The organism is Enterococcus dispar ATCC 51266 (genome assembly GCF_000406945.1).
Lineage (GTDB): Bacteria > Bacillota > Bacilli > Lactobacillales > Enterococcaceae > Enterococcus_C > Enterococcus_C dispar.
The window spans coordinates 1395085-1408789 of the sequence record NZ_KE136354.1; the positions used below are offsets into that span (position 1 = coordinate 1395085).

Below are 13705 nucleotides of genomic sequence, written 5' to 3' on the forward strand. Positions count from 1 at the left end.
GAAGTAGTATTTGCGGTTTAAATTTTCGCTTGTTTTGATTTTGTAATCTCTTTTTTTAGTAGCCCGGTATAAAAATCATACCAAATTTCTCCCACATGGGCCTCTGAATAGTAATTGGATGCTTCATGAGCTAAAGAAGCATACTTTTTCAATAATGCACTATCAGTCTGCAATGCTTTAATATCACGATTCATTTCAGCAAAATCATCTGCTCCAAGGTAGTAGCCAGAAATAACTGCCTCGTATAAGTCCAAATTACGAACCATCACCGGTGTTTGACAGCTAAAAGCTTCCAAAATACTCATGGGAAATAATTCATTATAAGAAGGCAGTAAAAAGATATCCGCAAGATTATAATAATTAACCAACTCGCTCCGATCAATAATACCAGTAAAAGTTAAATTAGCCGGCGGGTTTTCATATACTTCCTTATATTCTTCATACCCATCAGTTATCTTACCAAAGGAAAAGCCCCCCACCCAAATAAAAGAGACCTCGGGATTTTCTTTTGCCAAACGAATAAAATCATCCACGCCTTTACGTTTTTGAATCTGCCCTACTCCTAAAACCACAAATTTATTTAGAGGAATTTGATATTTTTGGCGTAACTCATCCTTTTTTTCAGGTGTCATTTGATAAAATTCTTTTGCTGAAACAAAGTTAGGGATATAGCTAATTTTTTCTGCCGGTATTCCTGCTTTTATCAGTTCAGGAATAAAACTTGGATTCACCACCACTAATTTATCCATTCTGCGATAAAAGGACAATACATACCAATTGAAAATTTTTTGAATCGGCTTTGCCAAATGAATACTACCTTCTAAAGTTTCTGGTAAAAAATGGACATACCCTATCGTTACACCACGTTGTTTTTTAAAAAAAGTCGACAAATAAAACTCAGGGTTGATGGTGTGGTAATGAGAAATATCTGACTTTTTATATTCATTAATCCGCACATCAAAGTCTTGATTAAAGCGTTCTTTTAACATTTTGATTAATTCGTTATAAGCGCTTCCTACCCCTTGACCTTTGACCGTATCGGCTCGAGAAAACATGGCAATTTTTATCATAATTAAATCCTTTCGACGCTTAATTTGCACAAAGTAGGAAAATAACTTGCATATCTTCCCCTTTGATTAATTTTTAATTCTTTCTTTGGAATTTTGTAACGAGCCGTAGATTGGATTCTTCCACAAAGCTCGCCATTCCAAGTAATTTTCATGTATCGCGTAAACCGCTAAATTGACATAAAAAAAATTTTTTTAATACAATTTCCATTATAGCATAAGCCCTGAATGAATAAAATCATACCAAAGCCTGACTTTGTACTTGCGTTGCAACTTGCAAATGTTAAAATTTAATTAAAGAAATAATATATAACCGAGAAAAGGGGTGCGACATGAAAAAAATCTTTCTAATACTTTGCTTAGGTTCAGCTTTGCTTAGCACGGGTTGCCAAAAAGGAGCAGATCACTCTCACGTTTCAGACATAAAGAATTCAAGCGACAGCTCTCTTGTCTCCACTACCAGTTCCACAATTGATAAAAATCCGGATTTACTAATCAATCAAGCAAAGTATCAACAGTTGGCAGAAAAGACAGGTGCCGCTAAAGCAAAATTAGTGGCTACGAAAGAATACAATGTTACTTTAACCGATGCCAACTGGGAAAATGTCACCATAACAAGTGATGAGTGTACCATCATTAAAATCAAAGATTATAAAGATCGCAATAACCACCACTATGAAGGCTATGTTTTAATGCACTTTACCATTACTACAGGAGATACACCGGTAAATGTAATACCAGAAAAAGGTACTCTTACCACTAATACCAGCGGTAAAACTACCGGGAACTTAGCGATGGATGAGTTTGGTGGCAATTTGGCGGCTCACACAACAGTGAAAGGAACCGCCGCTTATCCTTTAGAAAAATTAGCAGATGCCGATGATGTCACGATGATTGCATTACAATTTAGCGGAAAAAAAATCGATTCAGCAAGTTCGGATAAAAATGCTACTCATAATTATGATTTTGTTTTGAATAAAACCCGCTAGTTTTAACAGCAACAGATAAAAGGCAAATCTTTCTCCTGCTTAACCTCACTATCAGCAAAAACAGCCATGATTTGAGAATATGACGCCTGTTTTGTTCATAAACTTACAAGCAATATCTTCGAAATCTCTTGGGGATGATGGTAACCTTAAACTACATTAATCTTAGGAGGGATTATTATGAAGCAGACAAAAGAAGAAATTTTGGCCCGTCGTATTGATAAGTATAAAAAATCCCGTGAAAAAATCATCAAGAACGCATTAAGCGAAGTTGAACCAGCAAAATCAAAATCGATTCACTTTAAATTTGTTCGTCCAACTATTTAGTTGCTAATACAAAGAAACTAACTCAAACAGCTACACTAATTATCAAGCTTTGCAACATTTCATTTGATACTAAACAAAGAAAAACCGTTAGAAATTAAAATTTCTAACGGTTTTTTAGCGTCACAGGAGGGATTCGAACCCCCGACCGTCCGCTTAGAAGGCGGATGCTCTATCCGGCTGAGCTACTATGACATCAGCAACAAAGTCAATTATAGAAAACTGACTACCTAATGTCAAATAGTTTTATTAATAATTGTGTTATTTTTTCTCAGACCAGAAAAATTGCTGCAGCAATGCCACCACGGTAGGGTTTGTTACGAGTTGACTGTGTTTGGCTTTTTGGGTCAGCACTATTTCTTGATAGCTCCGGCTATTTTCATAAAGTAATTGACCAGCCAAGACACTTGTGACTGGAACTGTGCCATCGGAACTTCCAGTTGTAACATCTCCTGCTACATTGATTAATTCAATGGCCTGGGGAAGGCGAAAACTTTTGGCTAAATAACGCGTAAATACGACACTATTTTCTTTAATTGTAGTAAAAGTACCGCCCATTTCATTATATTTCCAACCAACATCATTAAACGGGGTGCCTAAAAAAATGATTTTTTCAGGAACGGGATCAATAGAAAGACGTACATATTCGAGATAGTCTGTCATAACTAAACCACCATTTGAATGACCTAAAAAGTTGTATTTTTGCACACTATAAGTTTGTTGCAGATAATGAATTGCTTTTTGAAACCACTCTGCTTGCTGAGGTACGCTTTCTTCTGAACTGTCAGCAAAACCAATTACAATAATGGGTTGATGATTCTCCTCTGTCAATTTTCCGCTAATCGTTAATTGACCATCAGTTTGTACCGTAATTTTCAAAACATCGATGGTATTTGTTTTTTGTAACTGGGCTAACAATTGATCAAAACGATTTACACTTGCACCTGTCCCCGGGACCATTACCAGTGCCTCTTTTTTTAAGGTAATGGGTTGCTGCTTTTTATCAGCTTGAACAGTTATCATATGAAAACTATTTAATAAAAATGCCAACAGCCCCACTACTAAAACTCCCTTTATCCATTTTCTTATTTTCATCTGATATCCTCACTTTTTAAGTAAGGATAATGTCAATAGCTTAAATGAAAATTAAACTACAAAACAATAGTATCTTTTTCTTTGGTAATGAGTAAAACCCCATCCCCTAAAGGAACTAACGTAGATGTTAGATCCGGGTGATCCAAAACAAGATCTAAAAATTGATTCAATTTCCGATGAATACTGCGATTTTTACGCGGAATATCTTCAATAGCATCCAAAATTGTCCCTCCTTGAAAAACGTCGTCCACCATTAAGACACCGCCAACTTTTAAAAGTCGTAAACATTCTGGTAAAAATTCAATATATTTTGATTTGGCACTATCCATAAATATAAAGTCATAAGGGCCGCTAAGCGTTGGTAATATCTCTGCTGCATCCCCTTCAAGTAAAGTTACTTTATCGGTTAAATTTAATTTTTCATAGTTGGCTTTGGCTTCTGTAATCATTAAATCAAAACGATCAATTGTCGTTACATGGCCCTCACCGACAAACTGCGCCATTAAACTCGAAGAAAAACCAATTGCCGCACCAATCTCTAAAATTTCTTTTGGTTTAATTTGGCCCAGCAAAAATTGCAAAAAAACAACTGTTTCATGGGGAATTATCGGCACACGTCTTTTATGGGCATCTGCTTCTAGTTCTCCTAGGAGCCCATACAAAGGTTTTTGTTTTGTCCGCATATATTCTACCAACTGCTTATTTACAACTGGTCGATCCATCATTTCATTTAACATCTTCTCCACCTCGCTTTTGTTATTATACGTAGGAACAAAAACTTCCGCAATCTTTTTAAAAGATTATCTCACGATAACCTTTCTTTTTGATAGGATTTACCAAACAAAAAAGCCCGCGCTACTTTTTAGTAGTGACGGACTTGTCGATTATGTATCACTTGTTCAAACAAATGCCAAATTGTCGTTAAGGTAATAAAACCCGCAATTAACCAAAAAACTTGTTGGAGTAAATCCAGGAGCTCTCTTGAAACAAAGTGGCCTAAATAAGGCAAATGAATAACCGGCTGACCAATTAAATTACGGCTACTAACATAACCAATCTCCATTTGTTCGGTACCATCACCTTTTGTATAAAAAACTTGATTTTCTTCTTTTGCTACCACTCGTCGCGTTTGAATACTTTCCCCTTGATTGACGTAATAAGTAATGACCTCCCCAACATAAATATTTTGAGGACTTTCTTGTTGTACAAAAATTAAACTTCCCTTAGGATATGTCGGCTGCATATCTCCATCTTTAACAATGGAAATTGTCATGCCAAAAAGATGTGGCAATAACGTAATTAATAGTGCTAACGCCATAATGACAGTCACAATAACTGAGCCCAGCAATCCCATATGTCTAAAATTCGCCATTCCACACCTCACTCATAAAATTCTCTTTTTTTTCTAATTATAATTAGATTATATCACACGTCTTTTATAGAATAAATCCTATCGGCTTCTTTTCCCACGTTTCTTTGAAACAAAACAGCAATTATCTATTCTAAATTACCAAACTTTATTTAAATAACAATTAAAATTGAAGTATAATAGTTTTAAAACCTAAATAATACAAATACCATATTTTAAAAAAACTTAAACAAACAAATTATTTTAATAAAATTCATTTAGAGATAACTCTTTAAAAACTTTATTTAAATGAAACGAAAGGCTTGGGAAATCATGATTAAAAAATTAAATAATGAAAATTTAAAGAAATACAATCATAAAATTCTCTGGATTCCCTATTTATTGGTAGTAGCGACCTTCCTCGCAATTGGGATTTTTTTTACTCAAGCATTAAACGCGCCATTTTCCCAATCAACGATGGCTGAAGTAAAAGATACATGGGTCTATTATGCCAAAGATGATCCAATCACTTTATTTAAAAGCCGTTATGTTAAACGACTAAATAGTGTTTCCTCAGACGAAACAATGGTAATGGAACGCACGATGATTCGGAAAGTGGCAAATCCTACTTTGTTAATCCAAGGAAATCATCAATGGTTAACCGTTACCCTTGATGGCAAAACACTTTATCAGCATACTCCTCAAACTATTAAATCAACTTTTTTGGGTAAACAAAATCCTGGTAGTATCATGACTGAAGTCCAATTGCCTAAAAACTACGTGGGAAAAATCTTACGTTTGGAAGTCAAAAGTCCCTATAAAAACTATTCTGGTATTCCCGCCCGTGTTTTTATTGGGGATGCGGATTCTATTATGTCTTATATTGTCTCTGTTTCCATGCCACAAATCTTAATTTTAATCGTTTGTACTTTTATCAGTCTAGCAATTATGGTTTTTATTGGTTCGGAGCTACTCAAAAAACAACGACTAAATTGGGAATTAATTCTACTGGCTTGCTTTGCCTTGACAATTGCCTTAGAAGCTGCGGCTGGTGATATTTTGGCGGGGTTATTGTTTAGTCCATTAGTTAATTCCACCATGGCAATGTTACTTGCCATTTTTACGCCCATTTTCTTAATTTCCTATTACTGCTTAAAGATGAATCAAAGTCAAAAGTATTATCGCCTTTGGGTATTCTTTCATATCAGTTTTGATTTGATTATTTTATCTTGGGCATTTTTGTCAAAAGTCGATTTACCTGAAGTTAAATTTTATATCGATGCTGCAAATATTTTTGGCACACTAGCCACCACAATTGCCGCCATTACAGAAGCACATCAAAAAAATCGCTTTTTTGTTATTTGTACTCCTTGGATTGTTTTAGTCGCAATGGCTCATTGTTTTATCTATATTACAAGTGTCGTGCAATCAAATTTTTATCTTGTCAATATTTCGGGACTCTTGTTTGCCGTGATACTACTTGTAATTTTTATTTATACATTAGTCGAAGGTGCCGCAATAAGCGAGAAAAACAAGCGTCAAATGCATTTTTTAGAACTAAAGACCGAACTGCTAGAAGACAATCATGCTGCTGTGATTACTCACTTACAGGAATTGGAACAACTTCGACAAGACTTTAAACAAAATTTGCTACTTATTAAAGATTTAGGTGAAGATGGTAATTTACCGGCTGTGAATGAATATTTAGGAAGACTTTTAAAAGAAACGAAGCAACTGGATATTATTGGTGATTTTTCTGAACACACTTTGACCAATTTAATTTTAAGTCGTTATCAAAAAAACGCACAACAAAGAAGTATTACCGTCAACTTTAGCGCCGATTTGCCAGAAACAATCAATGTCGCAGATGATGATTTAAGTCAAATTTTAGTTCATCTTTTAGAACATGCAATGCGGGAAACTTATGCCATACACGATCCTAAAGAACGTAAAATCCAGTTACAAATACAATGTGAAAAAGAAAAACTAAAAATTAATTGTAGTCATACAGCACACTATCATACGAATATTTTTGACCAAGGAATTACTACCGACTTTCCGCAAAAAGAAGTACTCGATCTTTTTGTTATTGAAAAAATCACTAAAAAATATCAGGGACATTTACTACAAGACAAAGATAACCAGACAGACCAAATTACACTTTTCCTTTCACTCCGTTAGTCAAAGGAAAGATCAACAGAATTTGGACTTGCAATTTTTAGTATTTGCGATTAGCATAGAGACAGTCGGATTAGTAATGAAATTATGGTTTAGAGAGCCAATGTCTTGCTGAAAATTTGGTACCCGCTAATTTTTTGAACCTCCCGATGGCAGTGATTATGAAAATAATCGGGTTAAGGCCCTTATCCTTGTCTTGAGTTGGACTGGTAAACCAGTCAATAAAGGTGGTACCGCGAAATTCACGCATTTCGTCCTTTTTAGGATGAAATGCGTTTTTATTTTGGCTTTTTTAGTTAAAACAGTAAAATTTTTAGGAGGAAACAAGATGTCTGAACAACAAAAAAACGATTTTACCGAATGGTATTTGAAAACCATTCAACAAGCGGAATTAATGGCTTATTCTCCCGTCCGCGGCTCCATTATTTTTCGTCCTGACGGCTTTGAGTTATGGGAACATATCCAAGAAGAATTTAATAAATTCTTGAAAACCCAAGAAATTCGCAATGCCTATTTTCCAATGTTAATTCCAAAAAGTTTCTTTATGAAAGAAGCGGATCATATTGAAGGCTTTGCACCTGAATTGCCTTGGGTAACAGAAGTTGGTGATGAAAAATTAGATGAGCCTTTGGCATTACGCCCTACTTCTGAAACTATGATCGGATCTGCTTTTTCAGATTGGATTAATTCCTATCGTGATCTTCCTTACGAAATTAACCAGTGGGCCAATGTCTTTCGTTGGGAGAAAAAAACACTGCCATTTTTACGTACTTCTGAGTTTTTATGGCAAGAAGGTCATACGGCTCATGCAAATGAAGCGGATGCTAGAGAACGGACGATGGGTATTTTGGATGAATATGCCCGTTTAGCGGAAGAATTTTTAGCTATTCCAGTGTACAAAGGCCAAAAAACCCCTTCTGAACGTTTTGCTGGTGCGATAGATACCTACTCCATTGAAGCTATGATGCAAGATGGAAAAGCTGTTCAGGCTGGAACGTCTCACTATTTAGGTACAAAATTTGCTGAAGCATTTGATATCACCTATTTAACCAAAGAAAACAAACATACCCATGTTCATACAACTTCTTGGGGTATGTCAACGCGTTTATTAGGCTCATTAATTATGACGCATGGTGATGAAAAAGGTTTAGTCTTTCCACCAACTGTTGCGCCAACCCAAATCGTATTGATGCCAGTAGGACCTTGGAAGAAAAATCCAGCTATTATGGAAAAACTAGATGAATTATTTGTTAACTTCAAACAAGCTGGCTACCGTGTACGACTTGACGATACCGATAATTCACCGGGCTACAAATTTAACGAGTGGGAACTAAAGGGCGCTTGTTTGCGAATTGAATGTGGTCCCCGCGATTTAGAGAATGGGCATGTGATGGTAAAAGTGCGGGATGTCGATGCCAAAGATACGGTTAATTTTGCAGAATTAGACGCTTATGTTGCGGATCAATTGGCAATTATGCCAAAACGATTGCTTGAAAAAGCTCGGACACGCAATAAAGCCAATGAACATTATGATATTAATACATTAGCCGAACTAAAAGAACACATTGAAAAATCCAATGCTGAAGGAAACGTACCTGGCTTTGTTTTAGTTGGTTGGGACGGTAGTGAAGAAACTGAAGCAAAAATCAAAGAAGAAACAGGTTTTACAACGCGCAATATTCCTTTTGAAGTTCCAATGGAAAAAGAATTTGATTTGGTTAGCGGCAAACCAGCCAAATATACATTATGGATTGCCCGCGCTTACTAATTCGCTGGATATTAAAAAAATATCAAAATAAAAAATCACGACCTTTGTGGCCGTGATTTTTTTACTAATACAGTAGCTCTAAAAATTCTGCTTGGGTAATATTACCAAAATATTTTTTAACGTCAATTTTTTCTACTGTTTCTTTTAAGGCTGCTTTTTCATATTTGACACCTGATAGAGCTTGTTCTACATCGTGAATATCGCCTAAACCAAAGAAATCGCCATAAATTTTAGCGGCTGTGATCATACCTTTTTGGACATTTAATCGTACCTCAATTGAGCCAATCGCAAAGCGTTTGCGCCGTTGCAAATCAAATTCAGGCGAACGACCGTAATTCCAGTCCCAATTCCGATAATAATCTCTTGAAATTTGGTTGATTTTTTCCCAATCACTATCCGTTAGTTGATAGGTTTTAACATCTTTTACATCAGATACGCCAAAGATTTTTAATAAGATTTCTTCACGGAAATCTTTTGTCGTCATGTCTTGTTTATCTGCAGGTAAGAATGGTTTAACGTTTGTGACACGGGAACGAATGGATTTAATTCCCTTTGATTCAATTTTATCTTTTCTTACCTTTAACGCATTCACAACTTCATTAATGTCGCTGTCAAACATAATCGTGCCATGGGCAAACATTCTGCCATTCGTAGCATACATAGCGTTACCAGAAAATTTTTGATCATCAATTACTAAATCGTTACGCCCTTTTAGTTGTGCACCTTTAACACCCATTTCTTGTAAAGCAGCCACAATGGGTTTGGTTAATTTTTCAAAGTCTCGGAAAGAATCACCGTCATCAGGCATAATGAAACTGAAATTTAAGTTACCTAAATCATGATAAACAGCCCCGCCACCACTCAATCGACGCACCACATGAATGCCATGTTCATCTACATATTCTTGATTAATTTCTTCAATAGTATTTTGGTTACGCCCAATAATAATTGATGGCTCATTAATATAAAACAACAAAATTGGTTCAGTTAAGGGATAATCTTGAACCAAAAAATGTTCAATTGCTAAATTTATTCTTGGGTCATTGTTTTCATTTGGTACAAAAATCACAGTACATCCTCCTATTCATCGGCAACACATTTTCTTTAACTACGCTTCATCCTTAAAGCAAAAATTCTTTCCCAACCGCTGCTAATTCAACTGGTACACTACCTGCTGCATCCTGGGCTTGCTTTTGTAACAGTTGCAAATCACCGAATTGCGGTAAATGAGTCAAAACAAGTTTCTTAACAGTAGCATTTTTCGCAAAGCTACCAGACTCTTGCGCTGTAAAATGTGCCTTGTGGTGTTCGTGACCATTAAATAGATACGTATCTGCTAAAAAGAGATCCGCATCTTTGGCAAATTCATTGAAATCAGCTAAATAGCCCGAGTCTCCAGTAAATACAAATATTTTACCTGTATCATTTTCCACAAAGCGCATTGCATAACAAGTAACAGGATGAATCGTCTTCATAAATGTAACAGAAAACGGTCCCAAATCCAACTGTTTTGATTCATAATAAGGACGTCCTTCACTCACATCTGTCATGGTTAAATCGTTAAAATGAAATTCATCTAAAGTATGCCCATAGATTGGTAAAATTTTTTTATTTTTGGCCGGGAAAAGTTGAAAATAATATTGTAAAACACCTAAATCGGCAATATGATCATGATGATAGTGAGAAATTATGACGGCATCAAGGTCAAGTGGATCCAATCTTTTTTCCAATTCTACTAAAGTTGTACTCCCACAATCGAGTAATAAATTAAAATCACCGGACTGTAATAAGTAGCCAGTTGTTCCTTGTCCTTTATAAGGGTAGGCCCCTAGGCACCCTAATACGGTTAATTTCATTTTGTTCACACCTTTCTTTTCTTTTATGCTAGCACAATTTTTTCTTTTCACGAAACAATTACTTTAATCAAAACCTTTGCAAAAATTTTTGAATTACAACTTTTTAAGTAGATAAAAAGGCTTCACCAATTTTTATCGGCAAGCCTTTTTATAATTTTATGCTGAAATGAATCCGTTCACCCATTTCCCACTAGCTGGTTGCAATCACGACAGAATTAATAACTGCGAATAGTTTTGACTGCTTCATCGTCTAAACGACGGACAACCTCTGTCACTAATTTAACAGTATTTAAATAATCATCTTCATGAATAATCGAAGTATGGGAGTGGAGGTAGCGTACCGGTACCGTAATGGCTAACGATGGCACACCGTCGCGGGTTAAATGCATTTGTCCAGCATCTGTCCCCCCACCAGTAATAACAGTGTATTGGAACGGAATTTCCAATTCTTCTGCTACATCAACGACAAAGTTCAATAATTTCTTATGCGGTACCATCGAAGCATCAAAAATTAAGACTTGTGGACCTGCTCCTAATTTGGAATCTGCTTCTTTTGGTGTCATTCCCGGTGTATCTCCTGCAGTACCAGTATCTAACGCAATGGCAATATCTGGATTAACTAAATGCGTACTCGTTCTAGCCCCTCTTAAGCCAACTTCTTCCATCACATCACTACCAGCAAAAAGACAATTAGGATGGCCTTCTTGGGCAAGATTTTCTAAAACGCGTAACGAAACAGCTGTTCCCACTCGATTATCCCAAGCTTTAGCTAATAAAAATTTACCACCGTTTAATCGTTCATACTCAATATAAGGGGTAATCATATCACTAGGACGAATTCCCCAACTTTTTGCTTCTTCAAGGCTAGTCGCACCAATGTCAATAAACATATCTTTAATTTCATAAGGCTGTTTTCTCGCTTCAGGTGTTAAAACATGCGGGGGTTTACAACCAATTACACCACGAATTAATTTTCCAGCTTGTGTTTTAATTTCAACTTGTTGGGCTAACATAACTTGACTCCACCAGCCCCCTAGAGTTTGAAATTCAATAAAGCCTTGGTCGGTGATTTTTGTCACCATAAAACCGACTTCATCCATATGACCAGAAATAAAAATTTTAGGGCCACCACCTTCACCAACGTGTTTTGCGATAACACTACCTAAGCCGTCAAAAGAAATATCTTCAGCAAAAGGTGCCGTGTATTTTTTAAAAACTTCGCGAACTTCATCTTCATTACCAGGAACCCCTCTTGCTGAGGTTAGTTCAATTAGTAACTGCTCTTCACTTTTATCCATCTACATTGCCACTCCTAGCATTATTTATTACGCTTTTGATTATAACATGAGGCATTATAAAAAACAGTAGCACGGCCGTAACCGAACTACTGTTTCAATCATAGACAAAAAGATTGCATCATCTCATAAGCCCTAAATCCGATATACTAAGGGTGTTGTCTAGTTTCACAAAGGAATACTCCGCAATATTAAGTCAAAATTTTGAGAAATTGAAGAGCAATCGCTCAAGAATTTGCCTTATTTCTTAACAGCCAAGCAAATCCATTTAGATTTTATTATTTAATAGTTGCTGGATTTTGATTTTGCCAATCACTTGAATAAAAATAATTATTTAAATGATAAGTTGGGCTTGGTGTGGCATTTTCCAAAAATGGTTGAATGTATTGATCTGCGGCTAACCACCCGCGCCAACCTAAATGAATGGTATCGGTCATGAAATATGGTTCATGATCTTTCGTGGTAAAATCAGCAATTTGGTTAAACCCTTGAGAACGCAGCTGATAAGTAATCTTTTTGCTAAAGTCTTGTAACATATTTTGAGATAAACCGGTGTACTCACTCCATTTACCATTAATCGGTGGAATAATAAAGAGTGCTTGCGCATTTTCTTTAGCCAATTGATCTAAGACTAATTGAAAATCGGAAAATTCTTTGGAATAACGGTAGTCCCATTTGGCTTGGGAATCATTAAATTTAGCCAACCGGGGTTTAATTCGATGACTGTAAAACTTATTTTCAATGGCAAAAGAATTGTTTGAAGTCGCCTTTTGGCCAATTCTTTTTGCTAATTCATCTAATTGTCGCGCATTGTAATCTGCCGGTAATTTTTTTGCTTGGTCTTCAATTTGACCATTTTTAGATAACAAGCCAATTTCACTAAAAAGTTCATCTTCACGATTCAACATGTTGATGTGAAATTTGGCAACATCCACCTGCTTAGCCGTTGGTAATTTTCCTTGAGCAATTTCTTTTAGCATCAAACGCAACGTTTCATCATGATTGACTTTTCCATACGCTAATAATCGCGTCGCTAAATATTTATCAGTTTCAGATACTTGATCTAATTTAATAGCCCAAGTATAGGTTTGTAATTCAGAAAAATAAGCGTCAAAATAGGCTCTTTTAATTCCGCCTTTGACAAACCACTGGGGTGAAATGATAAAGACAACCTTTTTATCTTTTAAATCACTGCCAAAAGACTGCATCATCATATATTGTGTTAGAGATTGTGTGCCAGGAGCGCCAAGTAAAAACGGTGTATAGTTGCGATTATACTTTTGCGCTAAAACAGAAGGATGAAAAGGGCTGATCCGACTTAATTCAGAAGAACCAAAAAATGGAACGTATTCTCCCGACTTCACCGCTTCATTTTTAATCGAGTTTCCCCGTAAAATATTTCCCGACATCGAACTGCTAGCTTGGGCCCATAGGTCTTTATTTTCATCATTAATTTTAAATGGTGAAAAGAAAAACAGCGCCAGCAGGACCGTAGCTGCTATTAGCGGCCCAAAGATAGCAAGAAGCTTTTTTTTCATCACTAGTTCCCTTTTAATTCAGAAACTTTAGCAATAATTTTATTGGGTGTATCCCATTCTTCACGGTCAAATTCTGAAACGGGCACTTGAACATCTAATTGTCCTTCTAATTCCACTAATAATTGAACAGTTGCCATTGAATCCATCAAGCCTTCATCAAATAAGTTAACATCCAAATTTTGTTTGACTTCATCAGTCCCGGTGATTTCTTCTAAAATATCTAATACTGTGTCTTTCATTGTTCATTCTC

At 35.9% G+C, this 13705-nt stretch carries 13 protein-coding genes and 1 tRNA gene; 4 read left to right on the top strand and 10 right to left on the bottom strand.

The window, feature by feature from the left end; genetic code table 11:
• Positions 1-17: 17 nt before the first annotated feature.
• Positions 18-1070, bottom strand: coding sequence for a glycosyltransferase family 4 protein (locus tag RK01_RS06795; protein ID WP_016172555.1), 1053 nt, complete (start codon positions 1068-1070; stop codon positions 18-20).
• A 329-nt stretch (positions 1071-1399) separates the two neighbouring features.
• On the opposite strand from RK01_RS06795, the gene RK01_RS06800 reads away from it, so the two are divergent.
• Positions 1400-2056 carry a hypothetical protein gene (locus RK01_RS06800; RefSeq protein WP_016172556.1) on the top strand — a complete coding sequence of 219 codons (657 nt, stop codon included), beginning with the start codon at positions 1400-1402 and terminating at the stop codon, positions 2054-2056.
• 177 nt (positions 2057-2233) lie between these two features.
• Positions 2234-2380 (top strand): hypothetical protein, encoded by a 147-nt coding sequence (locus tag RK01_RS13740; RefSeq protein ID WP_016172557.1) that lies wholly within the window; start codon positions 2234-2236, stop codon positions 2378-2380.
• Positions 2381-2498: 118 nt separating this feature from the next.
• Here RK01_RS13740 and RK01_RS06805 read toward each other — a convergent pair.
• From RK01_RS06805 to RK01_RS06820, 4 genes are all read right to left on the bottom strand, one after another.
• Positions 2499-2572 (bottom strand) — tRNA-Arg (locus tag RK01_RS06805).
• A gap of 66 nt (positions 2573-2638) precedes the next feature.
• A complete protein-coding gene (locus RK01_RS06810) occupies positions 2639-3472 on the bottom strand; it encodes an alpha/beta hydrolase (RefSeq protein WP_016172558.1) in 834 nt (277 codons plus the stop codon).
• A gap of 56 nt (positions 3473-3528) precedes the next feature.
• Positions 3529-4209, bottom strand: a complete 681-nt coding sequence (locus RK01_RS06815; protein ID WP_016172559.1) for an O-methyltransferase — start codon at positions 4207-4209, stop codon at positions 3529-3531.
• 125 nt (positions 4210-4334) lie between these two features.
• Positions 4335-4844, bottom strand: a complete 510-nt coding sequence (locus tag RK01_RS06820; protein ID WP_016172560.1) for a signal peptidase I — start codon at positions 4842-4844, stop codon at positions 4335-4337.
• Positions 4845-5153: 309 nt separating this feature from the next.
• On the opposite strand from RK01_RS06820, the gene RK01_RS06825 reads away from it, so the two are divergent.
• Together RK01_RS06825 and proS are read left to right on the top strand one after the other, a co-directional pair.
• Positions 5154-7001, top strand: a complete 1848-nt coding sequence (locus RK01_RS06825; RefSeq protein ID WP_016172561.1) for a GHKL domain-containing protein — start codon at positions 5154-5156, stop codon at positions 6999-7001.
• 325 nt (positions 7002-7326) lie between these two features.
• Positions 7327-8766 carry a proline--tRNA ligase gene (proS, locus tag RK01_RS06830; RefSeq protein ID WP_016172562.1) on the top strand — a complete coding sequence of 480 codons (1440 nt, stop codon included), beginning with the start codon at positions 7327-7329 and terminating at the stop codon, positions 8764-8766.
• Positions 8767-8830: 64 nt separating this feature from the next.
• Here the strand turns inward: proS and RK01_RS06835 are convergent, their stop codons facing one another.
• The 5 genes from RK01_RS06835 to dltC form a co-directional block, all read right to left on the bottom strand.
• Complete coding sequence (locus RK01_RS06835) at positions 8831-9835, bottom strand: lipoate--protein ligase (RefSeq protein ID WP_016172563.1); 1005 nt, start codon at positions 9833-9835, stop codon at positions 8831-8833.
• 52 nt (positions 9836-9887) lie between these two features.
• Positions 9888-10622 carry an MBL fold metallo-hydrolase gene (locus RK01_RS06840; RefSeq protein WP_016172564.1) on the bottom strand — a complete coding sequence of 245 codons (735 nt, stop codon included), beginning with the start codon at positions 10620-10622 and terminating at the stop codon, positions 9888-9890.
• A gap of 215 nt (positions 10623-10837) precedes the next feature.
• The gene (locus RK01_RS06845; protein WP_016172565.1) at positions 10838-11920 is read right to left on the bottom strand and encodes a M42 family metallopeptidase; all 1083 of its coding nucleotides are present in this window, start codon (positions 11918-11920) and stop codon (positions 10838-10840) included.
• Between the two features lie 275 nt (positions 11921-12195).
• Positions 12196-13455 (bottom strand): D-alanyl-lipoteichoic acid biosynthesis protein DltD, encoded by a 1260-nt coding sequence (gene dltD / locus RK01_RS06850; protein WP_016172566.1) that lies wholly within the window; start codon positions 13453-13455, stop codon positions 12196-12198.
• 2 nt (positions 13456-13457) lie between these two features.
• Positions 13458-13694 (bottom strand): D-alanine--poly(phosphoribitol) ligase subunit DltC, encoded by a 237-nt coding sequence (gene dltC, locus RK01_RS06855; RefSeq protein ID WP_016172567.1) that lies wholly within the window; start codon positions 13692-13694, stop codon positions 13458-13460.
• Positions 13695-13705: the final 11 nt, after the last annotated feature.

Coding starts and splice junctions, on each gene's coding strand:
- RK01_RS06795 (WP_016172555.1), bottom strand. CDS start 1,070: ATGATAAAAATTGCCATGTTTTCTCGAGCCGATACGGTCAAAGGTCAA.
- RK01_RS06800 (WP_016172556.1), top strand. CDS start 1,400: ATGAAAAAAATCTTTCTAATACTTTGCTTAGGTTCAGCTTTGCTTAGC.
- RK01_RS13740 (WP_016172557.1), top strand. CDS start 2,234: ATGAAGCAGACAAAAGAAGAAATTTTGGCCCGTCGTATTGATAAGTAT.
- RK01_RS06810 (WP_016172558.1), bottom strand. CDS start 3,472: ATGAAAATAAGAAAATGGATAAAGGGAGTTTTAGTAGTGGGGCTGTTG.
- RK01_RS06815 (WP_016172559.1), bottom strand. CDS start 4,209: ATGTTAAATGAAATGATGGATCGACCAGTTGTAAATAAGCAGTTGGTA.
- RK01_RS06820 (WP_016172560.1), bottom strand. CDS start 4,844: ATGGCGAATTTTAGACATATGGGATTGCTGGGCTCAGTTATTGTGACT.
- RK01_RS06825 (WP_016172561.1), top strand. CDS start 5,154: ATGATTAAAAAATTAAATAATGAAAATTTAAAGAAATACAATCATAAA.
- proS (WP_016172562.1), top strand. CDS start 7,327: ATGTCTGAACAACAAAAAAACGATTTTACCGAATGGTATTTGAAAACC.
- RK01_RS06840 (WP_016172564.1), bottom strand. CDS start 10,622: ATGAAATTAACCGTATTAGGGTGCCTAGGGGCCTACCCTTATAAAGGA.
- RK01_RS06845 (WP_016172565.1), bottom strand. CDS start 11,920: ATGGATAAAAGTGAAGAGCAGTTACTAATTGAACTAACCTCAGCAAGA.
- dltD (WP_016172566.1), bottom strand. CDS start 13,455: ATGAAAAAAAAGCTTCTTGCTATCTTTGGGCCGCTAATAGCAGCTACG.
- dltC (WP_016172567.1), bottom strand. CDS start 13,694: ATGAAAGACACAGTATTAGATATTTTAGAAGAAATCACCGGGACTGAT.